General features: G+C 64.9%; 22 protein-coding genes. 14 read left to right on the top strand and 8 right to left on the bottom strand.

The features are described 5' to 3' along the window. The first annotated feature begins 36 nt into the window (after nucleotides 1-36). On the top strand, nucleotides 37-1,377 hold the full coding sequence (locus MLB1_RS08150) for a UDP-glucose/GDP-mannose dehydrogenase family protein (protein ID WP_180749158.1): 1,341 nt from the start codon (nucleotides 37-39) through the stop codon (nucleotides 1,375-1,377). An 18-nt stretch (nucleotides 1,378-1,395) separates the two neighbouring features. On the opposite strand, the gene MLB1_RS08145 is transcribed toward MLB1_RS08150, so the two are convergent. The 4 genes from MLB1_RS08145 to MLB1_RS08130 form a co-directional block, all read right to left on the bottom strand. Beyond that, the gene (locus MLB1_RS08145; protein WP_180749762.1) at nucleotides 1,396-2,706 is read right to left on the bottom strand and encodes a pyridoxal phosphate-dependent aminotransferase; all 1,311 of its coding nucleotides are present in this window, start codon (nucleotides 2,704-2,706) and stop codon (nucleotides 1,396-1,398) included. A gap of 7 nt (nucleotides 2,707-2,713) precedes the next feature. Beyond that, entirely contained in the window at nucleotides 2,714-5,770 is a 3,057-nt protein-coding gene (locus MLB1_RS08140; protein WP_180749157.1) for a (Fe-S)-binding protein, read from the bottom strand. A 157-nt stretch (nucleotides 5,771-5,927) separates the two neighbouring features. Further along, complete coding sequence (gene iniR, locus MLB1_RS08135) at nucleotides 5,928-8,366, bottom strand: isoniazid response ATPase/transcriptional regulator IniR (RefSeq protein WP_219602593.1); 2,439 nt, start codon at nucleotides 8,364-8,366, stop codon at nucleotides 5,928-5,930. Nucleotides 8,367-8,434: 68 nt separating this feature from the next. Next, on the bottom strand, nucleotides 8,435-10,288 hold the full coding sequence (locus MLB1_RS08130) for an Hsp70 family protein (RefSeq protein WP_180749156.1): 1,854 nt from the start codon (nucleotides 10,286-10,288) through the stop codon (nucleotides 8,435-8,437). A 181-nt stretch (nucleotides 10,289-10,469) separates the two neighbouring features. Here MLB1_RS08130 and MLB1_RS08125 point away from each other — a divergent pair, with 181 nt between their 5' ends. The 7 genes from MLB1_RS08125 to MLB1_RS08095 all read left to right on the top strand — a co-directional run bounded on the left by MLB1_RS08125 (nucleotide 10,470) and on the right by MLB1_RS08095 (nucleotide 17,879). Beyond that, complete coding sequence (locus MLB1_RS08125; RefSeq protein ID WP_180749155.1) at nucleotides 10,470-11,093, top strand: IniB N-terminal domain-containing protein; 624 nt, start codon at nucleotides 10,470-10,472, stop codon at nucleotides 11,091-11,093. Between the two features lie 245 nt (nucleotides 11,094-11,338). Beyond that, nucleotides 11,339-12,556: an IniB N-terminal domain-containing protein gene (locus MLB1_RS08120; RefSeq protein ID WP_180749154.1), complete on the top strand. Its 1,218-nt coding sequence runs from the start codon at nucleotides 11,339-11,341 to the stop codon at nucleotides 12,554-12,556. Between the two features lie 134 nt (nucleotides 12,557-12,690). After that, a complete protein-coding gene (locus tag MLB1_RS08115; protein WP_180749153.1) occupies nucleotides 12,691-14,583 on the top strand; it encodes a dynamin-like GTPase family protein in 1,893 nt (630 codons plus the stop codon). Continuing rightward, nucleotides 14,580-16,073 (top strand): dynamin family protein, encoded by a 1,494-nt coding sequence (locus MLB1_RS08110; RefSeq protein ID WP_180749152.1) that lies wholly within the window; start codon nucleotides 14,580-14,582, stop codon nucleotides 16,071-16,073. The genes MLB1_RS08115 and MLB1_RS08110 overlap by 4 nt, the downstream gene beginning before the upstream one ends. A 4-nt stretch (nucleotides 16,074-16,077) precedes the next feature. Further along, on the top strand, nucleotides 16,078-16,746 hold the full coding sequence (locus MLB1_RS08105; RefSeq protein WP_180749151.1) for a hypothetical protein: 669 nt from the start codon (nucleotides 16,078-16,080) through the stop codon (nucleotides 16,744-16,746). Nucleotides 16,747-16,757: 11 nt separating this feature from the next. Then, nucleotides 16,758-17,417 carry a hypothetical protein gene (locus MLB1_RS08100; protein WP_180749150.1) on the top strand — a complete coding sequence of 220 codons (660 nt, stop codon included), beginning with the start codon at nucleotides 16,758-16,760 and terminating at the stop codon, nucleotides 17,415-17,417. 78 nt (nucleotides 17,418-17,495) lie between these two features. After that, nucleotides 17,496-17,879 (top strand): hypothetical protein, encoded by a 384-nt coding sequence (locus MLB1_RS08095; protein ID WP_180749149.1) that lies wholly within the window; start codon nucleotides 17,496-17,498, stop codon nucleotides 17,877-17,879. Here the strand turns inward: MLB1_RS08095 and MLB1_RS08090 are convergent. From MLB1_RS08090 to MLB1_RS08080, 3 genes are read right to left on the bottom strand one after another with little or no spacing between them, the layout of a single operon-like run. Continuing rightward, a complete protein-coding gene (locus MLB1_RS08090) occupies nucleotides 17,873-18,358 on the bottom strand; it encodes a hypothetical protein (protein WP_180749760.1) in 486 nt (161 codons plus the stop codon). The two genes, MLB1_RS08095 and MLB1_RS08090, sit on opposite strands and share 7 nt — an antisense overlap. Before the next feature lie 56 nt (nucleotides 18,359-18,414). After that, complete coding sequence (locus tag MLB1_RS08085; protein WP_180749148.1) at nucleotides 18,415-18,882, bottom strand: hypothetical protein; 468 nt, start codon at nucleotides 18,880-18,882, stop codon at nucleotides 18,415-18,417. Nucleotides 18,883-18,907: 25 nt separating this feature from the next. Further along, entirely contained in the window at nucleotides 18,908-19,843 is a 936-nt protein-coding gene (locus MLB1_RS08080; RefSeq protein WP_180749147.1) for an LLM class F420-dependent oxidoreductase, read from the bottom strand. Nucleotides 19,844-19,956: 113 nt separating this feature from the next. Here MLB1_RS08080 and MLB1_RS08075 point away from each other — a divergent pair, with 113 nt between their 5' ends. Together MLB1_RS08075 and MLB1_RS08070 are read left to right on the top strand one after the other, a co-directional pair. Further along, nucleotides 19,957-20,463 (top strand): redoxin domain-containing protein, encoded by a 507-nt coding sequence (locus MLB1_RS08075; RefSeq protein WP_180749146.1) that lies wholly within the window; start codon nucleotides 19,957-19,959, stop codon nucleotides 20,461-20,463. A 16-nt stretch (nucleotides 20,464-20,479) separates the two neighbouring features. Continuing rightward, nucleotides 20,480-21,331 carry a cytochrome c biogenesis CcdA family protein gene (locus MLB1_RS08070; RefSeq protein ID WP_180749145.1) on the top strand — a complete coding sequence of 284 codons (852 nt, stop codon included), beginning with the start codon at nucleotides 20,480-20,482 and terminating at the stop codon, nucleotides 21,329-21,331. Between the two features lies 1 nt (nucleotide 21,332). On the opposite strand, the gene MLB1_RS08065 is transcribed toward MLB1_RS08070, so the two are convergent. After that, nucleotides 21,333-22,049, bottom strand: coding sequence for an MBL fold metallo-hydrolase (locus MLB1_RS08065; RefSeq protein WP_180749144.1), 717 nt, complete (start codon nucleotides 22,047-22,049; stop codon nucleotides 21,333-21,335). Nucleotides 22,050-22,066: 17 nt separating this feature from the next. Here MLB1_RS08065 and MLB1_RS08060 point away from each other — a divergent pair, with 17 nt between their 5' ends. The 4 genes from MLB1_RS08060 (at nucleotide 22,067) to dnaJ (ending at nucleotide 26,300) form a co-directional block, all read left to right on the top strand. Continuing rightward, a complete protein-coding gene (locus MLB1_RS08060) occupies nucleotides 22,067-22,438 on the top strand; it encodes a hypothetical protein (RefSeq protein WP_180747722.1) in 372 nt (123 codons plus the stop codon). A gap of 75 nt (nucleotides 22,439-22,513) precedes the next feature. After that, complete coding sequence (gene dnaK, locus MLB1_RS08055) at nucleotides 22,514-24,382, top strand: molecular chaperone DnaK (protein ID WP_180749143.1); 1,869 nt, start codon at nucleotides 22,514-22,516, stop codon at nucleotides 24,380-24,382. After that, the gene (grpE, locus tag MLB1_RS08050) at nucleotides 24,379-25,071 is read left to right on the top strand and encodes a nucleotide exchange factor GrpE (RefSeq protein ID WP_180749142.1); all 693 of its coding nucleotides are present in this window, start codon (nucleotides 24,379-24,381) and stop codon (nucleotides 25,069-25,071) included. The genes dnaK and grpE overlap by 4 nt, the downstream gene beginning before the upstream one ends. Before the next feature lie 47 nt (nucleotides 25,072-25,118). Further along, a complete protein-coding gene (dnaJ, locus tag MLB1_RS08045; RefSeq protein ID WP_180749141.1) occupies nucleotides 25,119-26,300 on the top strand; it encodes a molecular chaperone DnaJ in 1,182 nt (393 codons plus the stop codon). Nucleotides 26,301-26,303: the final 3 nt, after the last annotated feature.

The raw sequence follows: 26,303 nt of genomic DNA, 5'->3' as shown, positions 1-26,303 counted from the left end.
TCCAGGTTGCTAACCCTGTAGGCCTATATAGACAGTATGAGATGCACCGTTTTTGGAACCGGGTACCTCGGAGCCACCCATGCCGCCTGCATGGCCGAGCTTGGCCACGAGGTGCTTGGCATTGACATCGACCCGGGCAAGGTCGCCAAACTCTCGGGCGGCGACATCCCCTTCTACGAGCCGGGTCTGCGAAAGATACTGCAGAGCAACATCGCAGCCGGTCGGCTGCGCTTCACCACGAGCTACGCCGAGGCCGCCGAATTCGCCGATGTGCACTTCCTGGGTGTCGGTACGCCCCAGAAGAAGGGGGAATACGGGGCGGATCTGAGCCACGTCCACTCGGTGATCGACACCCTGGTCCCGCTGCTGACCCGGACGGCGGTCATCATCGGTAAGTCGACGGTCCCTGTCGGCACCGCGCGCGAATTAAGCCAGCGGGCAGATGGATTCGCGGCCGAAGGCGTGGACGTCGAGATCGCTTGGAACCCGGAGTTTCTCCGCGAGGGCTACGCCGTCAAGGACACCCTGCACCCGGACCGCATCGTGCTGGGCGTGCAGCGGGATTCCGATCGCGCCGAGAAGCTTGTCCGCGAGCTGTACGGGCCGATCCTCGACGAGGAAGTCCCGTTCATCGTCACAGACCTGGAAACCGCCGAACTGGTGAAGGTTTCGGCCAACGCCTTCCTGGCCACCAAGATCTCGTTCATCAACGCCATCTCCGAGGTGTGCGAGGCGGTGGGCGCCGACGTGACCACGCTGGCCGACGCGCTCGGGCACGACCCGCGCATCGGTCGCCGATTCCTCAACGCGGGCTTGGGTTTCGGCGGGGGATGCCTGCCCAAGGACATTCGGGCATTCATGGCGCGCGCCGGCGAGCTGGGCGCCAGCCACGCCCTGACCTTCCTGCGCGAGGTCGACAGCATCAACATGCGGCGGCGCACCCGGATGGTGGAGCTCGCCACCAAGGCGTGCGGCGGATCGCTGCTCGGCGCCAATATCGCGGTGCTGGGTGCGGCGTTCAAGCCGGAGTCCGATGACGTCCGCGACTCTCCAGCGCTGAATGTTGCGGGCCTCCTGCAGCTCAACGGTGCGGCGGTCAACGTCTACGACCCGAAGGCGCTGGAGAACTCCCGGCGGCTCTTCCCGACGTTGAACTACGCCACCTCTGCGCTGGAGGCCGCTGACCGTGCCGATGCCGTCCTGCTGCTGACCGAATGGCAGGAGTTCGTCGATATCGATCCCGATGAGCTGGCCAAGGTGGTGCGCACCAAAGTGATTGTGGACGGCCGCAATTGCCTGGATAACGCCAAATGGGTAAATGCCGGATGGCGAGTGTTCTGCCTGGGTAAGCGTGTGGACGAGCTGACGCACGCCTGACGTGGTGCGCCGGGGACGCTACTGGCGATAGCTCACCAGGAAGTTGCCCAACCGCTCGATGGCGACCGCGAGGTCACGTGCCCACGGCAACGTGACGATCCGAAGATGATCGGGCTCAGGCCAATTGAAGCCCGTGCCCTGCGTCAGCAGGATCTTCTCGTTCAACAGTAGATCGAGCACCAGCTGGTCGTCATCGTGGATCTCGTGCACCTCGGGGTCGAGCCGCGGGAATGCATAGAGCGCACCCTTCGGCTTGACGCAGGAGACCCCGGGAATCTCATTGAGCTTCGTCCAGGCCACATCGCGCTGTTCCAGGAGACGGCCACCGGGCAGCACCAGGTCGTCGATGCTCTGATGCCCACCGAGGGCCACCTGAATCGCGTGCTGGGCAGGCACATTTGGACACAAGCGCATATTGGCCAGCAGGTTGACGCCCTCCAGCAGGCTGGCCGCGTGGTCCTTGGGACCGGTGATGGCCAGCCACGCGGACCGGTAGCCCGCCACCCGGTATGCCTTGGACAGGCCGTTGAACGTGAAGCACAACAGATCCGGGGCCAGTGACGCGACGCTGATGTGCTCGGCATCGTCGTAGAGGATCTTGTCGTAGATCTCGTCGGCCAAGAGCAGCAGCTGATGCTTGCGTGCCAGATCGACCATCCGGGTGAGGATTTCGCGGGTGTACACCGCGCCGGTTGGGTTGTTCGGGTTGATGATGACGAGAGCCTTGGTGCGCTCGGTGATCTTGGATTCCAGATCCTCGAGATCCGGCATCCAGCCGTTGGTCTCGTCGCACATGTAATGCACCGCGGTGCCGCCCGCGAGTGAGGTCGCGGCCGTCCACAGCGGGTAGTCGGGTGCCGGGATGAGCACCTGATCGCCGTTGTCCAGCAGCGCCTGAGTGGTCATGGTGATGAGCTCGGACACTCCATTGCCCAGGAAGACGTCGTCGACATCCAGATAGGGGAACCCGTCGACCAGCTCGTAGCGGGTGACCACTGCGCGCCGCGCGGGGAGGATGCCCTTGGAATCGGAGTACCCCTGTGCGTACGGGAGGGCCTGGATGATGTCGCGCATGATGACATCGGGCGCTTCGAAACCGAACGGTGCCGGGTTGCCGATGTTGAGCTTGAGGATGCGGTGCCCCTCGGCCTCCAGCCGGGCGGCGTGAGCGTGTACCGGACCCCTGATCTCGTACAGGACGTCTTGCAGCTTGGTGGACTGCGCAAAGACCCGCTGTTGCTGTCTCGGCGAGATGCCGGGTACGCGCGAAGGCACGCCAGTCGGCAGGTTATCGGTACTCACGGTCCCAATGGTCGCAGAGCTGTCCAGCCAATATCTAATTTCGGCGGCCTGGGCGGCGTGCCCCTGGAGCCACACCAAGTCCCTTGACCGGCGGCTCCGGCTGGGGTTCGGGAGCAGGCGCCTCTTCCTTGGGTGCGGGCTCGGTGGTTTCCGATGCAGTAGCCGGCTGCTCAGGTTCGGGAGCAGGAGCGGCAGCCGGGGCGGCAGCCGGGGCGGGAGCGGCCGCGGCAGGAGCTGCCTTCTTGGCTCCGGGACGCCTGGCACCCGCGGCAATGCCGAGGCCTGTCACCGGTGGTTCGGGTGCCGCAGGAGCGGCCGGCGCCGCTGCCTCGGGCTCGGGCGCCGCGGCGGGAGCCGATTCAGCGGGCGCTGTCGGGGCTGCTTTCTTGGCTCCGGGGCGTTTGGCTCCGGTGGCCATGCCGAGTCCCTTGACGGGCGGCACGGGTGTGGCAGGTGCGGCTGGAGCCTCGGACGTCGGCTCGGCTGGAGCGGCCGATTCGGCAGGTGCCGTCGGGGCTGCTTTCTTGGCTCCGGGGCGTTTGGCTCCGGTGGCCATGCCGAGTCCCTTGACAGGTGGCGCGGGTGCCGCGGGTGCGGCCTCTGTGGCGGGTGTCGCTGTAGTTGCCTCGGCAGCGGGTGCCGCCTTCTTGGCTCCGGGACGCTTGGCCCCGGTGGCCAATCCCAGGCCCTTGACCGGTGCGGCGGGGGCCTCGGCGGCCGGTGCTGTGCTGGCGGCAGGAGCCGAGGCTTTCTTGGCTCCGGGACGTTTGGCCCCGGTCGCCATCCCCAGGCCCGATACGGGTTTTGCGTCAGCTGTACCGGTTTCGGGGGCGGCTGCCTCGACGGTCTCTTCCGCCGGTGTTTCCACCTCGGCCGCAACGGGTTCGGGTTCTGCGACCTTGGTTGCCGCGGATGCGGCCGCGGCCGCTGCGGCAGTTCCCTTGGCGGGCAATACCTTCCGAACTTCCTCGGTGCGGCCCACGGATTCGAGCAACAGCTGTGCGACGTCCACGACCTCCACGGCGCCGGAATCGTCGCGTGCGGTCACACCGTCGGTCAGCATCACTCGGCAGAACGGGCAGCCCGTCGCAATCTTGGACGCCGGGGTGGCCAGGGCCTCGTCAACACGATCGATGTTGATGCGTTTACCGAGCTGCTCTTCCATCCACATGCGGGCGCCGCCGGCGCCACAGCACATGGAACGCTCTCCATGCCTTGGCATTTCGGTCAAGGCGGCGCCGGAAGCGCCGATCAGCTCACGCGGTGCGCTGTACACCTTGTTGTGGCGGCCCAGGTAGCACGGGTCGTGGTAGGTGACATCTTGTGAGACTGGAGCAACGGGGACCAATTTCTTGTCGCGTACCAGCCGGTTCAACAGCTGCGTGTGGTGCACCACCTGGTAGTCGCCGCCGACTTGCGGGTACTCATTGCCGAGCGCGTTGAAGCAGTGCGCGCAGGTCACCACGATCTTGCGCTGCTTCTGCTCGACACCCTCGAACACCGAATTGAGCAGCTCGATGTTCTGCATGGCCAGCTGTTGGAACAGGAACTCGTTACCGGCGCGGCGGGCGGAATCACCCGTGCAGGTCTCATCGGCGCCGAGCACCAGGAACTTCGTCCCGGCGAGGGCCAGCAGCTCGGCGACGGCCTTGGTGGTCTTCTTGGCGCGGTCCTCGTAGGCACCCGCGCAGCCCACCCAGAACAGGTACTCGTAATCGGCGAAGCTATCGACGTCCTGGCCGAATACCGGGACGTCGAAGTCGATTTCGTCGATCCAGTTGAGGCGGTCCTTGGCGTTCTGACCCCAGGGGTTGCCCTTGTTCTCCAGGTTCTTGAACAGGCCCGCAAGCTCGCTGGGGAATTCCGATTCGATGAGCACCTGGTAGCGGCGCATATCGATGATGTGGTCGACGTGCTCGATATCGACGGGGCACTGCTCGACGCAGGCACCACAGGTGGTGCAGCTCCACAGCACCTCGTGGTCGATAACAGCACCTTCACCGCCCACCAGCGGCCGCGTGCCCTCTGCGATCTCGGCCTCGGAAAGTTTCGCGAGCTTGGCTTCATCTCCACCGGCCAGCAGGTATGGCGCCTTGGCATACGTGTGGTCACGCAGCGAGGTGATCAGCAGCTTCGGGGACAGTGGCTTACCGGTGTTCCAGGCGGGGCACTGGCTCTGGCAGCGGCCGCACTCGGTACAGGTCGTGAGGTCCAGCAGGTCCTTCCAGCTGAAGTCCTCGACCTTGCCCGCGCCGAACGCGTCGACATCGGGATCGGCGTTCTCCATTTCCAGCACCTTGCCGCCGGACATCATCGGCTTGGCCGCGCCCAGCGCGACGCCACCATCGGCCTCACGCTTGAAATAGATGTTGAAGAACGCCGCGAAGCGGTGCCACGCCACGCCCCAGACCAGGTTGCGCCCGACCAGCAGCAGGAACAGCCCGCCGAAGAACATCACGGATAGTGAGAGGGCCGACACCAGCAGCGGGCTTTCCGGCAGCAGCTTGGCCACCTGCGAGCTGACCGGGTCCGAGTACGGGTTGCTGTGGTGGTAGGTCGCGATCTTGCTGGATTTCACCAGCAGCATGCCGAGGCCCTCGCTGAGCACGACCATCTCGATCGTGTACGCGGCGATGAAGTTGGAGCCGCCGAAGCGCGACAGCCGCTCGGGCTTGCGAGGGTGGTTGAGCTGCCGGATCACGATCATGGTGGTGATACCGACGATGGTGCCGACGCCGAGGAACTCGATCCAGAGCTCCCAGGCGAAGGAGGCGCCGAAGAAGGGCCAGTGAAACTCGGGATTGAACGTCTGTCCGTAGGACTCGAAGTAGTGCAGGAAGCCGCCGAGGAAGCCGACCATCACCAGCCAGTGGGCCCAGCCGACGGTGCGGAACTTGTTCATCCGCGTATGCGCGACGACTTCGACGATGACCGTCTTGACGCGCGGGAGGACCGGGCGCCACCTGGTGCCGTCGGGCTGCCCGGAGAGGATGACGCGGAGCATCTTGACGACGCCGCTACCGAACGAGCTCCATGCAGCCAGGCTGTAGATAACGCCGATGATTCCGAGAATGATCGTCGCGGTGCTCACGGTGGTGCTGACCTCCCGGTCCCGAGAAGTTACTCGTCAGTAACAAGTGTAATGTTACTCGTCGGTAACTTATGTCCGATGCCAGGTCATCGTCGCATTGAAGGAGTCGAAAGTCCTATTCAGGCTTACCTAACCCGCCCGACACGCTGAACTTTGATCAGTTCGAGTTCACGATCGTGCGCAGCATCGAGAACATGTCAGAGCGTGATTCGGCACCGAGGCGTCGCCTGATACGTGCCACGTGATGCTCGACCGTCTTAGCCGAAATGAACAGTTGCGCACCGATATCGCGATACGGAAGCCCACGCAGCAGCAGCTCGGCGACCTCACGCTCGCGATCGGAAAGACGTATCGACGAGCCGCTTGCGCGAAGAGGATCAAGCCCGGACGCCGGGGAATCGGGGGCTGAGGACGGTTGGGTTGTCCCGTCGCGGCTGTCGGTCGTAGCCGATGGCGCTCGTAGATCACGGGCCAGTGCAAGCATCGCGGCAGCGACCTTCGGGTCGTTCGCGTGCAGCGCGGCCTGGCTGGCCAGCCGGGTGGCATCCCAGCCCAGACCGGTATCTGCCAGCATTCGTGCGGCGCTGTCCACCTCCGCCCCATCCACCTGATTGGCAAGCACGCGCAGCCAGGTGCGCCCGGCCGTTGCCAGGGTGCGCGCATAGGTGCTGGATCCGGCGGCCGCAGCAAGCGCCTGCCCGTGTGGGGCGAGGTTCTCCGGTGAATTGGTCAGGATCGCGGCATGCACGCCGGCCCACCGCAGTGGCGCGGACCACGCGATCGGATCGCCGAGATGCGCCAAAACAGAGAAGGCGCGGTCGACGTGATGCGCCATGGCGTCCAGGGTGCGCAACCGCGCAGCTGCCACCCACAGTTCGCCGACCGGCAGCAGTGTGTAGAGGTCGATCGAATACGCAGACAAGGCATCCATGGAGGCTTGCCAGTGCTGACGAAGCGGACCGGTGTCCCCGTGACGCCGCGCGATGCCGGTTCGCAATGACTCGGAGAACAGCCTGTCGCGGCGGGAGAGCTCCGCGTCAGTCCCGGGTAGCCACTGAGTGGCACCGGTCAGATCGCCGGACAGCATGGCGATCCAGGCCACGAGCAGCCGGTGCCGCACACCGAACGCGTCATGCGGCCGATCGGTGCGGACCGCGTCGGTGAGAATGCTGCGGGCCCGTGCCACCTCGCCACCGTGCAGCATGGTCAACGCCGCGAGAGCGACGGTGCTGTCGGGGGTGAAGGACGATGTGGATGGCTGTTGTGTGACCGCTTGCCCCAGCAGAGACAGTGCTTCCTGGCTACGGCCCTCAACGGACGCGATGACCCCCAGTGCGGCATTCCGTGTGGCCGTGGCGGATGTTGTCGGCGGAGCTCCTGTGTTGTCTTCCAAGGATTTTCGCGCACGTGCCAGCTGGCCGGTGCCGACGAAAATCGGCGCCGCGGACAGGGCTGTCAGGCCGTCCATATCGGAACCCAGCCAGTCGTACAACGCCGCCGCCTGGCCGGAGTCGCCGTTGTGGCATGCGATGGCGGCCGCGATGCGGACGGCTGCGGCGCGATGTCCCGGGTCGGTGGAGGTGAGCACCTCATCCAACTGCGCGGCGGCAGCGGCCAGGTCACCCGAACGAGCCAGGGATTCGGCCAGTGGCACTCTGAGCGGGCCCGGCTCGGCACCTGCGGACAGGGCGGCCTGGTACAGGTCGGACGCGCCGAGGGGATCGGATTCGGCTGCCGCCCATTCCGATAGCAACCTGGCGATCTCCGGATCACGCAGTCCGTGCGCGACCAGGGCCAGGGCCAAATCGATGGACACCGAACCGATGTCGAGCTGTGTGCGCAGTAGCGATCGTTCAAGATCGAGGTGCCGCGCCGCTCCGAGCAGTCGTGCGGCGCAGCCGTGCACCCTTGCCGCGAACGCGATCTGACCGGGGCTGGGAATCAGTCCACTCGCCAGCGCCTCGTCGAGCAGGTCTTCGGCATCGGAAAGGGCAAGCGCCACAGCAATATCGGAGGCACCGATGCCGGCGTCCAAAGACATCAGCAGCACAGCGGCCTGGGCGAGCGGGGAGAGGCGACGCAGCTGCTCGTCGATGCGGGAATCGATCGCGCGTAGCGCCGACCCAAGCGGATCCACCTCGCCGAGATGGTCGATGGCCGCCGCCGCAAGGGCCGGCACACCGCCGGTGGCGGAGGCGATTTCATCCGAAAGGACAGATGACCGAGGTGAAAGCCGGGCGATATCGCCCGCGTTGACAGGGTGAAGGGCGATTGACGGGGATTCGCGTTCCAAGGTCTGGAAGAGGGCGCGAAGGGCGGGATTGCGTCGAGGTGACGCCGCCACCACGACGATCGCGGCCGGATCGTTCTCCACGACCCCGCGCAGAGTATCGAGCTGGCGATCGGTCAAGGACTCCGCGTCGTCGATGACGAACGGACCGGCATTTCCGCTCGGCAAGGTCTCGGGGACATGGTTTACCGGAGGTGTGCCGGCGGTGCTCAACGCGTCCCGAACCCGGGTCAACACGGACGTCTTGCCGCTACCTGCGGTCCCGGTGATAAGGACCTTCACGGTACCGCCCGCAGACAGCGCCATTGTGATAGTCGTTATCGCCGAGGCGATTCCATCGAATGTCCCGGAGAGCCCGTTGTCGCGAGGGGTGTTCAGTTGGCTGGACCGATCGGGATCGGCGGCAACCCCGGGATCGTGATCGCCGGACGCGATACGGATGTGGAGACGGGCTGCGTCGTCGTGGTCGTCGGCGTAGTTGTCGTCGGCGGGGTAGTGGTGGTGGTCGGGGGTGTCGTAGTCGTTGTGGTGGTCGTTGTCGTTGTGGTGGTCGTAGTTGTGGTGGTGGTCGGGGGTGTCGTTGTCGTTGTGGTGGTCGTTGTCGTTGGTGGTGGAGGCGGCGGCGGTGGTGGCGCGACCGACTGCGAAACGGTATGTGTCTGCGGCGGCGGCGGGGGTTCCGGCGACGGAGGTGGCGGCGGTTCGGACGGAGCATCGCCCGTGCTCGGCACCACGCTGACACTAGGTGTCGTCGGGGCCGGGGCTGGCGATTCGCTGCTGGTCAGCGACACCATCATTCCGGTGAAGGCGATACCGGCCACGGCGGCCGCCGCGATGAACCACACCAGTGGTCGGCGATACCACGGCAGCGGTGGGTAGTCGTCGTAATCGTCATCGGCCTCATACGGTGCGTGGCCAAACTGAAGCTCGGGGCGCGCGGTGGTCGGCTCGGCGGGGCCATGGAACTCGTTGTCGAGGTCGACGGCGTATCCGGTGCTGTACGGGCTCTGGTAACCCGTTTCTTGTAGCGGTGACAGATCGGGAGCCGAATCATCTTGAGACCACGCTAATTCCGGCTCGTCACTCGCGGCCGCGGCCACCGGAGCGGCAAAGGTTCCGGTACCGGTTGGTGCCGGGCGCATCATGGTGGCATCGCTCTGCGGTTGCTCAACCGGCCGCATCGCTGTGGCGTCCTGAGGCGGCAGATCCGGCCGGGTGGCAAGCAGGGCCACTCCGCGCGCCGCCGCGAGCTGCGGCTGGGGGGCGGTGATGACGGGTACCCGCATCCGCTCGGAAAGCTGTTGGGTGACAAGCGGAATGCTGGCACCGCCGCCCACCGAGGCGACGGCGGCGATGTTCGCCGGGTGAATTCCGTTGCGCTCCACGGTGTCCTGTATCGCGCTGATCAGGTTGGACAGCGGGCCACGTAGGTGGTCCTCAAGCTCGGCGCGAGTGAGCCGGACATCTGTGGTGATGCCGGGCAGTTCCACCGGCACCGAGGTCGCGGTCTCGCCGGAGAGCCGCTCCTTGGCCAAACGGCACTGATCACGCAGCCGCGTCAGTGCGCCCATCGACGTAGTGCCCTCGGGGTCCTGGTTCAGGTCGGTAAGCACCTGAGTCAGCAGCATCTGGTCGACCTGCTGGCCGGAGAACTCGACAGATCGGACGGTCTGCCCGATCTGCTGGAATCCGCGTGCCGCGTCGGCGAGGGTGATGCTGCTGCCTGAGCCGCCGAGATCGCACACCACCACAACGCCGCGGTCTGGCACTCCCGGCCCTGCCGCTAGTGACTCCAGGGCGGCGCGCGCATCCGGGATCAGCTTCAGCTGCCTGCCGCCCGGAGCGAGAGCTGGAACGCGGTCGATCGCGTCACGGAGCGTGCTGACGGTCTGAGGGCTCCAGTGAGCGGGAATAGAGGCGGACAGCACGGGAGGCGCGGTGAAGTCAGCACCGGCGGCTGCATCGGCGATCAGTACGCGCATAGCCTCGGTGAGTGCCCATTCGGCCCGGTGGACCGATCCGTCCGCCGCGACGATCCCCACGGGGTCGCCGACCCTGCCGACGAAACCGGTGAGCGTCAACCCCGGGTGACTGGGGACACCCACCTCGGGCGGACCGTCCTCGTGGAGGGTGAGAATCGAACTCCGGACGACGGGTTGGCTCTGCGGGTCGTCGGGTGTCGCGACCAGTTGAGTGGCGCCGATCGACAGTCCCAGTGCGTTGGCCATACCTATCCGTTCGTTCTGCGGTGCTGTGATGTTTCACCCCGCGGCCCAACAGTAGGGGATGACGCCCGTCACACCCCCTAATGACGAGACATCCCCTAACGCGCGTCCCCCAATGGGGTACCGGCCAGCAACGGGTCGCTCCCCGTAGCCGGGGCTCGGGGCGACTCCTACCATCGCAGACATGGGCAATAACCTGCTGGATTTCGTCATGGCACTGGTCCGTGACCAGGATATGGCCGCGCAGTACGCGGCCAATCCCGCGCAAGTCATCGCCGACGCGCATCTGGACGGCGTCCAGCCCGCGGATGTCTCCGCGCTTATCCCGGTGGTCAGCGAGTCGATACCGGCCGCCCTGGGAACACAGGCCGCACAGCTCGCCGCCAACCCGGCGGCGGCCGATCTATCGCAGACGGTGCATACGGCACTGCCGGCCGACAACATCTGGGCAAGTGGTGCGGCGGTATCGGCCTTCGATTCACCGTTCACCGCGCCGACGCACGACCCGAGCCTGGATGCAGGCCTACATGCCGTGACGAATGCGGTATCAGACCTGAGTACTCGGCAGGACGCGATCACCATCCCCGACGAGTACGGCCCGTCCGCGGGCAGCGCCGTTTCGGCGATCGACCAGTTCCAGGCCCCGCTGCACACTCCCGATAGCGGGTTCGAGAGCACGCATTCCGGTGTCATCGGCGACGAGTTCGGAGCCGGTGCCGCGTCCGGGCTGCATGATCCGTTCCTGGATCTGGGGCAGGACACCGCGATCGATCACGGGCACCACGACACCGGGATCGACCACTTCTGACGTTTCCTGACCAAAAACCGCCCGGCCAACCCCCTCTGGCCGGGCGGTTTTTGTTGATTTACCAGCCTCTTCACAGCACCCCCTAGCGTTCCCCTAATCCCCTAATGGAGATGGACTCAGACCCCCATGGGGGATCGGTCGAGAAGGGGATGTTCTCCCGTTTTCAGGGGTCTTCCAGGTCCATAGGTTTGTATTCAGTTCGACCGGACAGACCGGTTGACTCCGATCACCAAAGGGAGACCTCAATGTCCATCATCGACTTCATCCTCAACCTCTTCCGCGACCCGGTTCAGGCCGCAAGCTACGTCGCCGACCCGCAGACCTCCCTGGCCAACGCCGGGCTCTCTGCCGTCACCGCCGCTCAGGTCGGCGCCGTGATGCCGGTTGTCGCCGAGTCGGTCGCCTCCAACTACGGCTACCAGTCGCAGTGGGTCAGCACCGGTAGCCCGATGAACGATCTGTCGGGCAACCTGCAGAACTACTACGCCGCGCAGCCCGATGCCCCGAGCATCCTGTCGCCGTCGCTGCTGAGCCCCCGGGACAACTTCAGCCCCCGTAACAACGACTTCATGAGCCACAACGACACCGAGTTCGCGAGCCACAACCCAATCGCGAGCGGCAACCAGGTCATGAGCCCGAGCGGGAACGTCGACAGCTTCAACCGCGGTCCGCTGCTGGACCTGAGCTTCGGTGATCTGCAGTTCGGTAACCGCGACACCAACGCCATCGGCGACGGCGCGGTGGCCGTGGGCGGAAGCAACTCCGGTCCCATCGCCTCCGGCAAGGGATCCACCGCAGTCAACGGTGATGTGCGCGACAGCAACATCATCAACGCCGACCACGGCGGAAAGGTCAACGTGGACCAGAGTGACACTCGGGTCGGCGGCGACTACACCAACGTCAGCGGGCACGGGTCTGCAGGCATCGACAAGAGCGTGACCGTCGTCGACGATCACTCGCAGCGGAACACCACCAACATCAATGACTCGTTCAACACCGATCGCTCGACGAACATCGGCTCGGGTAACACCACCCACACCGATATCGCCTCGCACAACCAGGTGAAGACGCAGACCGATATCGGCTCGCACAACCAGACGAGCACCAGCACCGATATCGCCTCGCACAACAAGGTGAACACCGATATCGCGTCCAACAACCAGGCGCACACCGGCACCTCGTTGAGCAACTCGCACACCAACGCGATCAACGACTCGCTGAACACCTCGCACTCCGCATCCAGCAGCGCAGCGGTGAGCAACTCGCACTCCAGCGCCATCAACGATTCGTTGAGCAGCCCGCTCAACGCCTCGCACAGCTCGGCGGGCTCGATGAACCAATCCTTCGATTCATCGTTGGGTTCGCACGGCGCAGCCGGCACCGGGTTCGAGGCGCAGGCTCAGGCGCAGGGACACGGCGCGGTCGCAGACCACACCACCCTGCCGGGAACCGAGCACCACTGATTCAGGCCGGCGCGATGCCCCGCACCACAAGTTCTCCGGAACGGTGCGGGGCATCCGCACGGGCGCATCGACGGTGCTGGCCCCCAGAAATGGCACAGTAATGAGGAACTTCGAGCAAGAAGGGTTACGGGACGTTGTCTGACACCGCACAGGACGGCCAGCAGCAGCTTGCGCTCATCAACGAGCTGCTCGGGCACGTGCGCAAGATTGCGGGGGAGAACGATCGGGGCGATCTGATCGATCGGCTGGACCGCGCCGGCGAAATTCTCCTTGACCGACCACTGCGCGTGGTGGTGGCCGGGCAGCTCAAGCAGGGCAAGAGCCAGCTCGTCAACTCGCTGCTCAACATGCCGGTCGCGCGGGTCGGCGACGACGAAACCACCTCGGTGACAACCGTTATCAGTTACGGCGACCAGCCTTCTGCGGCGCTGGTGGTGGCTCCCGCCGAGCAGTACGACGGCGGCGGGCTCGCCGGAGAGCCCGAGATCATTCCGATTCCCGTGGCCGATATCGGCAAGGACCTCAAGCGGGCGCCGCAGGCCCAGGGCCGCGAGGTGCTGCGGGTGGAAATCAAGGTGGCCAGCCCGATGCTCAAAAGCGGTCTGTGTCTGGTGGATACACCGGGTGTCGGCGGTTTCGGACAGCCGCACCTGTCGAGCACGCTGGGGCTGCTGCCCGACGCCGACGTCATGCTCATGGTCAGCGACCTCAGCTCCGAATTCACCGAACCGGAGCTGGTTTTCATCCAGCAGGCACTCGATCTGTGCCCGATCGCGGCGATCGTCAACACCAAAACCGATCTGTACCCGCATTGGCGGGCAGTGATGGCCGCCAACTCCGCGCACCTGCAGCGCGCCAAGATCACCGTCCCTGCCATCACGGTGTCGTCGACGCTACGTTCACATGCATTGCAGCTCAACGACAAGGAGCTCAATGCGGAGTCGAATTTCCCGGCGCTGGTGACCTTCCTCAGCAATGCCATCGCGGACCAGCAGGCCAATTCGCGGTTGCAAGCCGCGGCCGAGATTGGTTCGGCTGCGGAGCATCTGACGCTGACCCTGGATGCGGAGTTCAGTGCCTTGCAGGATCCGCAGAGCCGCGATGAGCTCACCTCGGATCTGGAGCGACGCAAGCGTGAGGCCGAGGAGGCGCTCGCACATACCGCGCTGTGGCAGCAGGTTCTCGGCGATGGCATCGCCGACGTGTCCACCGATGTCGAGCACGACCTGCAATCGCGCTTCCGGCGCATCCTGCATCGCACCGAAGAGGTCATCGAGCGGACCGATCCCACCAAGAACTGGGCCGAGGTCGGTGCCAAACTCGAACAGGCAGTCGCCAACTCGGTCGGTAACAACTTCGTCTGGGCACACCAGCGGGCAATGCATCTGGCCGCGCAGGTGGCCGAGACCTTCGCCACGGCCGGGATGGACTCGGTGAAGATGCCCCGCCTGCGGGCTAGCGAGATGGGCGCCGACCTCAATGACCTGCAGTCACTGTCCAAGTTGGAAGCCAAACCGATCAAGTTGGGGCACAAGGCGATCACCGGTCTGCGTGGGTCCTACGGTGGCGTCATCATGTTCGGGATGCTGACCACTGTTGCAGGGCTTGGGATGTTCAACCTGATCTCACTTGGCGCCGGTGCGATGCTCGGAAAGAAGACCTACACCGAGGACATGGAGAACCGGATGCTTCGCATCCGCGGTGAGGCCAAGACAAATGTTCGCCGCTTTCTCGATGACGTGTCCTTCGTGGTGCTCAAGGAATCGCGTGATCGGCTGCGGCTGGTGCAGCGTCAGCTGCGTGATCACTTCCGCGACATCGCCAACCAGACCACCCGTTCGCTCAACGAATCGCTACAGGCCGCCATCGCATCGGCGCGGCTGGAAGCCGAGGAACGTGACTCACGCACCCGCGAGGTGGAGCGTCAGCTGCACATTCTTCGCCAGGTGAACACCCATATTGAAGGACTGGAAGGGCTTCGACCTGGCGATGAGCCGCTTGCGCGAAGAGCAATGGGGGAGGCATGAGCACACTCGACCAGGCGCGCGTCATCATCGGCGACGCGATCCGGGCCTACCAGGACGATCCGCGGTATGCCCGGACTGCCGAGCCGCACGACGAACTGAGGCGCATCGCCGCCAGGCTGGACGAACCGATCCGGGTGGCCATCGCCGGCACACTCAACGCCGGTAAATCCACTCTGGTCAACGCGCTTGTCGGAGAAGACATTGCACCCACCGACGCCACCGAGGCCACCCGGATCGTGGCGTGGTTTCGCCACGGCGCCGCCCCGCAGGCCATCGCTAACCTGAGAGGTGGCGCACGTCAGGACATTCCGATTCGTCGCAACGGGGGACTTTCGTTCGAGCTTGACCGGCTTGATTCAGCGTCGGTCGTCGACCTCGACGTCCGCTGGCCTGCACCGGAATTGAATGACATCACCCTGATCGACACCCCGGGGACGTCGTCCTTGTCCACGGAGGTCTCCGAACGCAGCCTGGCGCTGCTGGTACCCGAGGACGGCGTGCCCCGGGTCGACGCGGTGATATTTCTGCTTCGCAGCCTGAACGCCGCCGATATCGGGCTGCTCGCCCAGATCGGCAAGCTCGTCGGTGGGGAGCGCGGCGGCGCGGTCGGGGTAGTCGGTGTGGTGTCGCGCGCCGACGAGATCGGGGTGGGCCGGCTCGACGCGATGTTGTCTGCGCGCGAGGTGGCCGCCCGGTTCGCCGGGGAGATGGAACGCACGGGGATCTGTCAGGCCGTCGTGCCGGTTGCGGGCCTCCTGGCACTCACCGCCCGTACTCTGCGTCAGGCGGAGTTCGTCGCGCTGCAGAAGCTGGCCGAATTGGACCCTCAGGTGCTGGCCAAATCCTTGCTGTCGGTGGACAGGTTTGTGCGCGAAGACGATTCGCTTCCGGTTGATGCCCAGACCCGGACTGCGCTGCTGCACCGATTCGGGATGTTCGGTATCCGGATCTCGGTGGCCGTTATCCGGGTCGGCGTCGCCGATGCCACCGGGCTGGCAGAGGAGCTACTTGAACGCAGCGGTCTGGTGGAGCTTTACAACGTCATCGCGAATCAGTTCGGTCAGCGCGCCGGCATCCTCAAATCGCATACCGCGCTGCTATCCGCTCGGCAGGTACTGACCACCTACCCGGTCCAGGGTGGCCGCCTGGTCATCGACGGCATAGACCCGTTGTTGGCCGATACTCACGCCTTCGACGAGCTGCGGTTGTTGGCGGAGCTGTCCTCACGGACCACCACGCTCACCGAGCACGAGACGGTGCTTATCCGCAGATTGTTGGGATCCTCCGGCACGGACGCCGCGGCCCGGTTGGGTCTTGATGAGACGCGGCCGGATCCCCGTCGCGCAGCCCTCGACGCGGTGGGTCGCTGGCGTGCCCGGGCCGAATACCCGCTCAATGATCCCTTCACCAGCCGGCTGTGTCTGGCGGCGGTCCGGAGTGCCGAAGGCATACTCACCCAATTGCCTCAGCGCGACCGCCCGGCATACTGAGCACATGATGACGCGTCTGTTTGTCGCGATTTGCGCCCTCATGGCCGGGTTTGGCCTGGGTTTCGGCACCGGGACGGCGGCCGCCGAACCCACCCCCAACCCCGCAGCTCCGGCGCCCAAACCCGTACCCGCCGGTGCGTGGATCAGCCCCGGCGATATCCCGATGAGCAGTGAATACCACTGGTCAGCGGCCAGCCCGACCGCAACCGGGAGGGCATCGTTCCTCAGCATGCGGCTCTGCGGTAGCCCGTCGGCGGACCTGCTGCCGCCGGCATCGGCCATTGCGACGCAGACCGCCTCGGGCACCGCGGCGTCCGTCGTACAGGCGGCGGGGCAGTGGCCCGAAGGGACCTCGGATGGGGCCTCGGCCTTCCAGAGCGGTATTCGGTCCCAGCTCAACTACTGCCCGGGAATCGGGGACGTGATCAGCGTCGATCTGCGCCCGGCGCCCTCCTGGTACGGCTTCGCGGCGACGCTGCTGGTCGGCAAGGACCGTGACAACCCCACCAGCGAGGTGCACATCTACAACGTGGTTCCCCCGGAATCGGGCACCATCTCCGAGCTGGCGGTCACCGTGCCCCGCACCGGCCGCGAGCCCTCGCCGTGGAAGCCCGTCGATGACGTGACGGTGCTCCGCGCTCTGGCCCAGCCGTTATGCAAGGGCTCCTGCTAGGGAGGATGTCGGTGACAGTGCGCGGGTGGCTGCGGGCCGTTTCGTCGATGGTCGTGATTATCGGTCTGGGTACCGCGGCACCGGCCGCCGCGGATCCGAGGCCGTTGCCCGACACTGTATGGACCAACGCCCGGGACATCCCCATGGATCACGTGTCGCACTGGGCATCCTTGTCCCGCAACGCAAGCTCAGTGGATCGCCCCGCCTTCTGGTCGGCAAATCTCTGTTTCTCGCTTGGGGAGAATCTGCCGCAATCGCCCGAATCAGCCTCCTCGACAGTAAGTTCCGACGAGTCCGGGTGGACGGCGGTGCAGGTGATCTCGCACTGGCCGGGCGACACCTTGGTCACTGATCAATATGCGTCGACGGTGTATCGGTCGCTGCGCGCGAGGCTGGATCACTGCTTCAACGCCGTCGGCGCTCAGGTCAGTGTGACGGACCTCGCCGCCGGGCATGCGGCCACCGTGACGCTACCGTCTCAGGGCGGCAAGCAACCTCAGTACCGGCTGTACGTGGCGGCGCCCCCGGGCACCGGGACGGTGACCGAACTGACCGTGACGAACGCCGTCACCGGCGCCGCCGGCGCGCCCTGGTTGGACGTCGACGAGCAGCAGATTCTGCGAAACGTGGCAGCACCAATCTGCCGGACTGCCAAGAGCTCTGCCTGCTGAAGATTCGTGCGCAATTTGTACCGATGCAGATGCCGAATCACCATCAATGCGTGCCCTTGACGGCGTAGCGTCCGGGGTATGCGAGGGCGAGGTTGCCTATCAGTCGTCTGCGGTATCGCGACGATTGCGGCGATGGCTGTGTTGTTGACACCGGTGTCGATTCAAGTCGAAACGGGTGGCGCAACACAGTCGGTGACATGTGGCATGCCGGTCGGGCCGCGGCTGGCACGGTCCGCGGAGCTCGACAGGGCCTATTCCGCGGGCCAACAGTCGACCAACTATCACGATCAGTGCGCCGCGAAACTTGATACGCGGCGCGTGTGGGCCATTCCGATCGGTGTGCTGTGCTTCGTGGTCGCGATGTGCGCGGCGGGCCACCTATGGAATGAGGCCTCCCCCAGCAGTCCCGGCAAGACCCATCAGGGCATGCCGGGTCCGCCGGGAATGCGGATGGCTCACTGACCCCCAACGGGTACTTCGACGTTGCCGCCGCCGGGAATCGGGACGACTACCGAGCGCCCAGGGGTCGTTGTGGTCGTCGGCTGGGTGGTCGTAGTGGTCGGCTGAGTCGTAGTCGTAGTCGGCTCAGTCGTGGTGGTGGTAGTTGTCGGCTGGGTGGTGGTCGTCGTTTCGGTGCTCTGACTCGGCGACTCGGAAACGGTCGGCGTCACGGTCATCGTGGAGTTGCCACCGTCGTTGCCGGATCCGCCATGTCCCTCATGGCCGCCGCCGGAGGCCGGTGCCGAGCTGCTGGTCGTTGACGAGGTCACCGAGCTGGTACTCCCGGCGGGGGCCGGCTTGTCACTGCGGGTGATCACGAACGCGATGATCACCGCGATGACCGCAACGGCGGCGCCTGCCAATGCAATGAGCACAGCCGGCTGCTTGTACCAAGGGTTGGGTTGCTCAGGTTCCTGGTCGTGGTACTGCTGGTTGTATATCGTCGGATCTTCTGGCGGCTCCGGGTATGACATGACCGGAGCGTAACCCAACCGTCTTAGAGCCCGGGGATTTGCGGGATCTGTGGAATTTGCGGGATTGGGGGTATCGGCGGGATCTGCGGAATGGCCGGCGGAGACGGAATCGGCGGTGCCTCGTACCGGTACGTCGGCGAGGTCGGGGTGTCGTAGTACGTGGGCTCGGATGTCTCCGCGGGTGTCACCGGTTCTGGCGACGATTCGGTCGTGGTGGGGGCGGTCGTCGAGGACCCCGAAGAGGCCCCGGTTGGTTCGGTTGTGGTGGTGCTGGGAGTCGACGGCGTCGATGTCAGCGGTGTGTCGTCGTTGACGACGCGCTTATCCGTGGACAACACGATGGTCATGAGCACGGCAACGATGGCGATGATCGCGGCTATGGTGCCCACGATTGCCGGCCCGGTTCGGTACCACGGCTTAGGCTGCTCGTCGTCCTCGATCATCCCCGACAGGAAGTTCTCGTCCTCGGGTGCGTTGGGTGTCTGGCTCATCAAGTGCGGAGCCTAACTCAGAATGTCAGCCGAATTGTGGGATCACCGTCGAGGCGAAGAACTCCAGTTGATCCAGATCGCGGATATCGAGTAGCTGAACGTAGACCCGCTGAACGCCGGCCTCGACGTAGGCGCGCAGCTTGTCTGCCACTGCGTCGGGAGTGCCTGCGAGCGGACTGTTCTCGGTGATCTCGTCCACCGCGCGGCCCGCGTTCGCCGCGCGGTGGACGAGATCGGCATCCGTGTCACCGATGCATACCGCGAAGGCCGCTGAGTAGATCATCGAATCCGCGGGCCGTCCAGCAGCTTCCACCGCGTGCGCCACCCGCGCATACCGGTCGGTGATGATGTCGACGGGCTGGAAGGGCAGGTTGAACTCGGCGGCAAATCGGGCGGCGAGGGCCGGGGTGCGTTTGAGCCCGAGACCGCCCATGACGATGGGCGGATGAGGCTCCTGTACCGGTTTGGGCAGCCCGGGGGAGTCGGTCACCGTGTAGTGCTTGCCGGTATAGGAGAACGTGTCGCCGGTGGGTGTGGTCCAGAGGCCGGTGAGGATGTCGAGCTGTTCTTCAAGCCGGTCGAACCGTTCGCCCAGCGGTGGGAAAGGAATCGCGTACGCCTCATGCTCCTCGCTGAACCACCCCGCACCCAGGCCGAAATCAACTCTGCCGCTGCTCATCTCGTCGACCTGCGCGACGCTGATCGCCAGCGGACCCGGATGGCGGAAGGTCGCCGAGGTGACCAGGGTGCCGAGCCGAATGACGGTGGTCTCCCGCGCGATCGCGCCGAGCGTCACCCATGCGTCGGTGGGCCCGGGCAGCCCGTCGGCACCGCCCATCGCCAGATAGTGATCGGATCGGAAGAACGCCGAGAATCCCAGTTCTTCGGCCGCTTGTGCCACCCGCAGCTGGTCGGAGTAGGTGGCGCCTTGCTGCGGTTCAACGAATACCCGGAAGTCCATGACCGCCAGCGTACGTAAGGCCGCGTACCCGGGCGCGGGTGACTTGCCTAGGCGGTTACGGTGGGTGGACAGGATGTGTGTGAGTTGGTGAGTACGCAGCGAAACGAGGGAAAGTGTTATCACGCGTTGCCGTTTCGGCCATTGCGGCAGTGGCTCTGGCTTTAGCCGGTTGTTCCGGGGCGGACAGGAACGAGACGTCAGCCGGTAGTTCCTCGGTGCAGTCGTCACGACTGCTGAACTTCACCGCCAAGACCATCGACGGCGCCGACTTCGCTGGTAGCAGCCTGACCGGAAAGAAGGCAGTGCTGTGGTTCTGGGCGCCGTGGTGCCCGACCTGTCAGAAGGAAGCGCCGGATCTGCAGAAGGCGGTTATCGCGCATCCAGATGTCACCTTCGTCGGTGTCGCCGCGCAGGACCAGGTTTCCGCGATGCGCGATTTCGTGACCAAATACGGCCTCACCTTTATTCAGCTGGCCGACTCGGACGCCAAGGTGTGGGCTCTGTACGACGTCACCCATCAACCGGCTTTCGCGTTCCTGGGATCAAAAGGCAAGGCCGAGGTTGTCAAGAGTCCGCTCTCAGGGCCGGAGCTTGACAAGCGGATCAGGCAGCTGGGTTGACCCACAATCTAACATCGTGATCGATACCGCAGCAATCACTTTCGCATTGGGAGCCGGGCTAGTGGCCGCGCTCAATCCGTGTGGCTTCGCCTTTCTGCCCGGCTATCTCGGGCTGGTGATCGCCGGGAGCGATGGCACGACGTCGAGGCTGACTGCGGTCACGCGGGCGGCGACCGCGACTGTGGCGATGGCCGCAGGGTTCCTGACGGTGTTCGGGGTCTTCGGACTTGTCATCTCGCCGGTGGTCGCCTCGGCCGGCCGGTACATGCCCTTCGCGACTGTGGTCATCGGTATTGGGCTTGTGGCGCTGTCGATTTGGTTGCTGTCCGGGCGTGAGCTCACGGTGATGCTGCCGCGGGTCTCCGGTGGAGTGCCGACCTCTTCGCTGTTCTCGATGTACGGGTATGGGCTTACTTACGCGGTGGCATCGCTGTCCTGCACTGTCGGGCCGTTCCTCGCGGTTATCAGCACCACCTTCAAACAGGGCTCCATCGTGTCGGGGGTCCTGGCATTCATCGCGTATGGGGCTGGTATGGCGGTGACCGTCGGGGTCGCGGCATTGGCCGTTGCGCTGCTGGGAAATTCGGTGCAGACGACCATGCGCAAGGTCCTTCCGTACGTGGGTCGGATCGCCGGTGTGATCGTGCTGCTGACCGGCCTGTACATCACCTATTACGGCTACTACGAGATCCGGCTGAACTTCGGTGACGGGAGCGCCGACGATCCGGTGATCAACGCGGCGAGCACGGTGCAGACCTGGCTCGTGAGTGTGGTGGATGCCACCGGGGTGTGGCCGCTGGTGGCCGGTCTCGCGGTGATTGTCGTTGTTGCGGCGGTGAGTTCGTACGCCGTCCGGCGAAGCCGCTGAGCTACCCGCTCGTGGCGAGCTCGGTGTATCCGTCCCGCAGCGATCGCAGTTGCGCGGCTCCCTCACCCGCGTAGGACGATCCGTGCATGATGGCCAGGGTGGTCGGTTCCAGGTCGGCGAGCTGATCGAGTGTCGGCGCGAGCGTGGTGGTCAAGCCGGTCGCGTGGAAGAGCCCCTCCGCCGCTAAGGCCGGTGCCACGCAATCGGATTCGGTGAGTGCCGGACACTGCCCGGTATGGGTAAACAGGTCGCCGGAGAACAGTGTTGCGGTGGTTTCATCGAACCAGAGCCCGGCCTCCCAGTTGTGGGGGATATGGGGGGTTGCAAGGAATCGAAGACGGTGCCCACCGATGTCATGCGGCTCATCGCCCACGGCAACGGGCGGTCGGTCGCACATGTCATTGAGCGAGAGCATGCATGCCAGCGGGCTGTGGATAACCTCGGCGTTCGGGGCGGCGGCAAGGAACTGGTTTACCGAGCCGCATTCGTCAGCCTCGACATGGCCGAAGGAGATCCAGCGCAGCGACTCCAGTGGGATAACACGCGAAACAGCTTGGGAGACATTGGAGTACAGGAACTTTTGGCCGGTATGAAATAGGAACGGCTGATCACCGGTGAGGAGAAACTGGTTGAAGGTGAAGCCGTGTTCGGTGATATCCGGAACCCAGGTGGAGAACCGAAAGATACCGTCCGCGATCTCATCGACGGTTGTTTCCATCGTTCTAGTCTCTACCCATGCGCGCTGCGGCGCTGGGGAATTCGCGTGGTGCAGCGATACCCGAGGCTGTCGACGTCGTGAACCGCAAGGCGCTCGCCAAGATCACCTCCATTGAGATATGCAGCGTCGACGACCTCGGGAGGATGTCCACGCATGACCCCAACGGACTGGGCGTCAAGATCTCCCCGATCTCCTTCCTGTTCGAGGATGGCCAGTGGAAGGTATGCACCCCCGCCGTCGTGAGCGTTTGCCGGCACTGTGCTGCCGGGACGCTGGCGCCTGCTTGTGCGTTCGCGAGAGGCCAGTTAGTGGCCTCGGGAACAAACCTGGAAGGCCGCCCGTTGAGCTGTATGTCGAACTTGAGTCAAATGGACTCAACTCTGGCTTGACGAAGTGATCCGGGCGAGGCAAACTTGAGCGGATCTCACTGAAGGCAATGAGGTAACAAACAGGAGGAATGAACTATGGCTCGTGCGGTCGGAATCGACCTCGGGACCACTAACTCCGTTGTCGCCGTCCTCGAAGGCGGCGACCCGGTAGTTGTCGCGAACTCGGAAGGCTCTCGCACCACCCCGTCTGTCGTCGCGTTCGCGCGCAACGGCGAGGTGCTGGTCGGGCAGCCTGCCAAGAACCAGGCGGTGACCAACGTCGACCGGACCATCCGTTCGGTCAAGCGGCATATGGGCACCGATTGGTCCGTCGAGATTGACGGAAAGAACTACAACCCCCAGGAGATCAGCGCGCGCACGCTGCAGAAGCTGAAGCGCGACGCGGAGGCGTACCTGGGTGAGGACATCGTTGACGCGGTCATCACCGTGCCGGCGTACTTCAACGACGCCCAGCGTCAGGCCACCAAGGAAGCCGGCCAGATCGCCGGTTTGAATGTGCTGCGCATCGTCAACGAGCCGACCGCGGCCGCCTTGGCCTACGGCCTGGATAAGGGCGAGAAGGAACAGACCATCCTGGTCTTCGACCTCGGTGGTGGCACCTTCGACGTGTCGCTGCTGGAGATCGGCGACGGCGTCGTCGAGGTCCGTGCGACCTCCGGCGACAACCACCTCGGTGGTGACGACTGGGATGAGCGCATCGTGACCTGGCTCGTCGATAAGTTCAAGGCCAGTGCCGGTATCGACCTGACCAAGGACAAGATGGCTCTGCAGCGTCTGCGTGAGGCTGCCGAGAAGGCGAAGATCGAGCTGTCCAGTGGGCAGAGCACCTCGATCAACCTGCCGTACATCACAGTGGACGCGGACAAGAACCCGCTGTTCCTCGATGAGCAGCTGACTCGTGCCGAGTTCCAGAAGATCACGCAGGATCTGCTGGACCGCACCCGTAAGCCGTTCCAGTCGGTCATCAAGGACGCTGGTGTCTCGGTGGCCGATATCGACCACGTCGTGCTGGTGGGTGGTTCCACCCGTATGCCCGCGGTGACCGATCTGGTCAAGGAACTGACCGGTGGCAAGGAGCCCAACAAGGGCGTCAACCCGGATGAGGTTGTTGCCGTGGGTGCCGCGCTGCAGGCCGGTGTGCTCAAGGGTGAGGTGAAAGACGTTCTACTGCTTGACGTCACCCCGCTGTCCCTCGGTATTGAGACCAAGGGCGGCGTGATGACCAAGCTCATCGAACGCAACACCACGATCCCCACCAAGCGCTCGGAGACCTTCACCACGGCGGATGACAACCAGCCGTCGGTGCAGATCCAGGTGTACCAGGGTGAGCGCGAGATCGCTTCGCACAACAAGCTCCTGGGCTCCTTCGAGCTGACCGGCATTCCGCCGGCCCCGCGCGGTGTGCCGCAGATCGAGGTCACCTTCGATATCGATGCCAACGGCATCGTGCACGTGACCGCGAAGGACAAGGGCACCGGCAAGGAGAACACGATCAAGATCCAGGAAGGCTCCGGCCTGTCCAAGGAGGAGATCGACCGGATGATCAAGGATGCCGAGGCGCACGCCGACGAGGACAAGAAGCGTCGCGAAGAGGCGGATGTCCGCAATCAGGCCGAGTCGCTGGTCTACCAGACGGAGAAGTTCGTCAAGGAGCAGCGTGAGCCCGCCGAGGGCGCGGAGAAGGTCGTCTCCGACGAGACCCTCACCAAGGTCGACGACGCCATCGCCGATGCCAAGAAGGCGCTGGAAGGCACCGATATCGGTGCCATCAAGGAGGCCATGGAGAAGCTCGGCGAGCAGTCGCAGGCGCTGGGTCAGGCCATCTACGAGGCCGCGGCCGCCAAGGCCGAGGCCCAGGGAGGCGGAGCCGAGGGTTCCGCTGCCGGCGCTGATAGCGATGTCGTGGATGCCGAGGTCGTCGACGAGGAGAAGGACAACAAGTGACCCAGTCCGGTGGGCAAGATCGGGAAGAAGAGCGCGAGCCGGTGATTGTCACCGATAAGCGCCGGATCGACCCCAACACCGGTGCGGTCCGTGAAGAGGCAAAGGCGGCTGAAAAGACGGCTGCTGCAGCGGAACCGGGCGCTTCGGCGCCCGGGACCGTGGCCTCAGACGGCGACTCGGATGTGGAAGCCAAGGTGGCCGAACTGACGGCCGACCTGCAGCGTGCGCATGCCGACTTCGCCAACTACCGCAAGCGGGTGGAACGGGACCGCCAGGCCGTCATCGATTCGGCCAAGGCATCCGTGGTGGCTCAGTTGCTGGGCGTGCTCGACGACCTTGACCGCGCACGGGAGCACGGCGACCTGGAATCGGGTCCGCTGCGCAGTGTTTCGGACAAGCTGACCGCGGCCTTCGAAGGGCTGGGGCTGGTGACATTCGGCGCCGAGGGTGACGACTTCGATCCCTCGCTGCACGAGGCAGTCCAGCACGACGGCCAAGACGGCCACCCCGTGCTGGCTGCGGTGCTGCGCAAGGGCTACCAGATGGGTGACCGGGTGTTACGTACTGCGATGGTCGTGGTCGGGGATGGTAGTCCCGATGACGCCGCAAAGCCCGAAGGTGGCGACACGGCGCCTGAGGACCCCGAAACTGCGGGTGCCGAAACGCAATCCAAGACAGAATCAGAGTAAGAACTGCACACTGTAAGGCCCGAAGGACGCGAAGGAGGTGATGTCGGGTGACGCAACGTGAATGGGTAGAGAAGGATTTCTACAAGGAGCTCGGCATCTCCTCCACCGCGACCCAGGACGAGATCAAGAAGGCCGCGCGCAAGCTGCTGGCCGAGAATCACCCGGATCGCAACCCGGGAAACCAGGCCGCTGAGGATCGATACAAAGTCATCAGCGAGGCCAAGGATGTGCTGTCGGATCCGGCCAAGCGCAAGGAGTACGACGAGACTCGTCGACTCTTCGCCGGCGGCGGATTCGGACGGCGCTTCGGCGACAATGGATTTGGTAGCGGCGGCGGATTCGGCGACGGTAACAGCGCCGAGTTCAACCTGAACGACCTGTTCGGAAACGCCGACACCTCAGGTGGCGGCGGAATCGGCGACCTCTTCGGCGGCCTGTTCGGACAGCGTGCGCAACCGCGTGCCAGCCGGCCGCGTCGCGGCAACGATCTGGAAACCGAAACCCAGCTCGACTTCGTCGAAGCGTGCAAGGGCGTGTCGGTTCCGCTGCGGCTCACCAGTCCGGCGCCGTGTACCACGTGCCACGGTAGTGGAGCCCGCCCCGGTACCAGCCCCAAGGTCTGCGTCTCGTGCAACGGCAGTGGCGTCATCAATCGCAATCAGGGCGCGTTCGGGTTCTCCGAACCATGCGCCGATTGCCGTGGCACGGGCTCGATCATCGAAAACCCCTGCACAGACTGCCAGGGCACCGGAGTCACCACCCGAACCCGCACCATCACCGTGCGGATCCCGCCGGGAGTCGGCGACGGACAACGCATTCGACTCGCAGGACAAGGTGAGGCCGGTCTGCGTGGCGCCCCCTCCGGCGACCTCTATGTCACCGTGCATGTGCGGCCAGACAAGGTGTTCAGCCGTGACGGTGACGATCTGACCCTCACCGTTCCGGTGGGTTTCACCGAGTTGGCTTTGGGCGCTACCGTTTCCGTACCCACTTTGGAGGGTCGCGTCGGCGTGAAGGTGCCTGCGGGTACCTCCGACGGGCGAATCCTGCGGGTGCGTGGGCGGGGTATCCCGAAGCGAGCGGGCGGTAACGGCGATCTGCTGGTCACCGTCAAGGTTGCGGTGCCGTCGAAGCTGGAAGACAGTGCCCTGGAGGCATTGCAGCGCTATCAGGTTGCCGAGAAGGCGAGCGGATTCGATCCGCGGGCTGGGTGGGCGGGTGCACGATGAGCC

This window comes from Mycobacteroides sp. LB1 (assembly GCF_013449725.1).
Classification (GTDB): Bacteria; Actinomycetota; Actinomycetes; order Mycobacteriales; family Mycobacteriaceae; genus Mycobacterium.
This window is presented reverse-complemented; position numbering and strand designations above follow the sequence as displayed.

Coding starts and splice junctions, on each gene's coding strand:
- MLB1_RS08150 (WP_180749158.1), top strand. CDS start 37: ATGAGATGCACCGTTTTTGGAACCGGGTACCTCGGAGCCACCCATGCC.
- iniR (WP_219602593.1), bottom strand. CDS start 8,366: ATGGCGCTGTCTGCGGGCGGTACCGTGAAGGTCCTTATCACCGGGACC.
- MLB1_RS08130 (WP_180749156.1), bottom strand. CDS start 10,288: ATGGCCAACGCACTGGGACTGTCGATCGGCGCCACTCAACTGGTCGCG.
- MLB1_RS08125 (WP_180749155.1), top strand. CDS start 10,470: ATGGGCAATAACCTGCTGGATTTCGTCATGGCACTGGTCCGTGACCAG.
- MLB1_RS08120 (WP_180749154.1), top strand. CDS start 11,339: ATGTCCATCATCGACTTCATCCTCAACCTCTTCCGCGACCCGGTTCAG.
- MLB1_RS08110 (WP_180749152.1), top strand. CDS start 14,580: ATGAGCACACTCGACCAGGCGCGCGTCATCATCGGCGACGCGATCCGG.
- MLB1_RS08105 (WP_180749151.1), top strand. CDS start 16,078: ATGATGACGCGTCTGTTTGTCGCGATTTGCGCCCTCATGGCCGGGTTT.
- MLB1_RS08095 (WP_180749149.1), top strand. CDS start 17,496: ATGCGAGGGCGAGGTTGCCTATCAGTCGTCTGCGGTATCGCGACGATT.
- MLB1_RS08085 (WP_180749148.1), bottom strand. CDS start 18,882: ATGAGCCAGACACCCAACGCACCCGAGGACGAGAACTTCCTGTCGGGG.
- MLB1_RS08080 (WP_180749147.1), bottom strand. CDS start 19,843: ATGGACTTCCGGGTATTCGTTGAACCGCAGCAAGGCGCCACCTACTCC.
- MLB1_RS08065 (WP_180749144.1), bottom strand. CDS start 22,049: ATGGAAACAACCGTCGATGAGATCGCGGACGGTATCTTTCGGTTCTCC.
- MLB1_RS08060 (WP_180747722.1), top strand. CDS start 22,067: ATGCGCGCTGCGGCGCTGGGGAATTCGCGTGGTGCAGCGATACCCGAG.
- dnaK (WP_180749143.1), top strand. CDS start 22,514: ATGGCTCGTGCGGTCGGAATCGACCTCGGGACCACTAACTCCGTTGTC.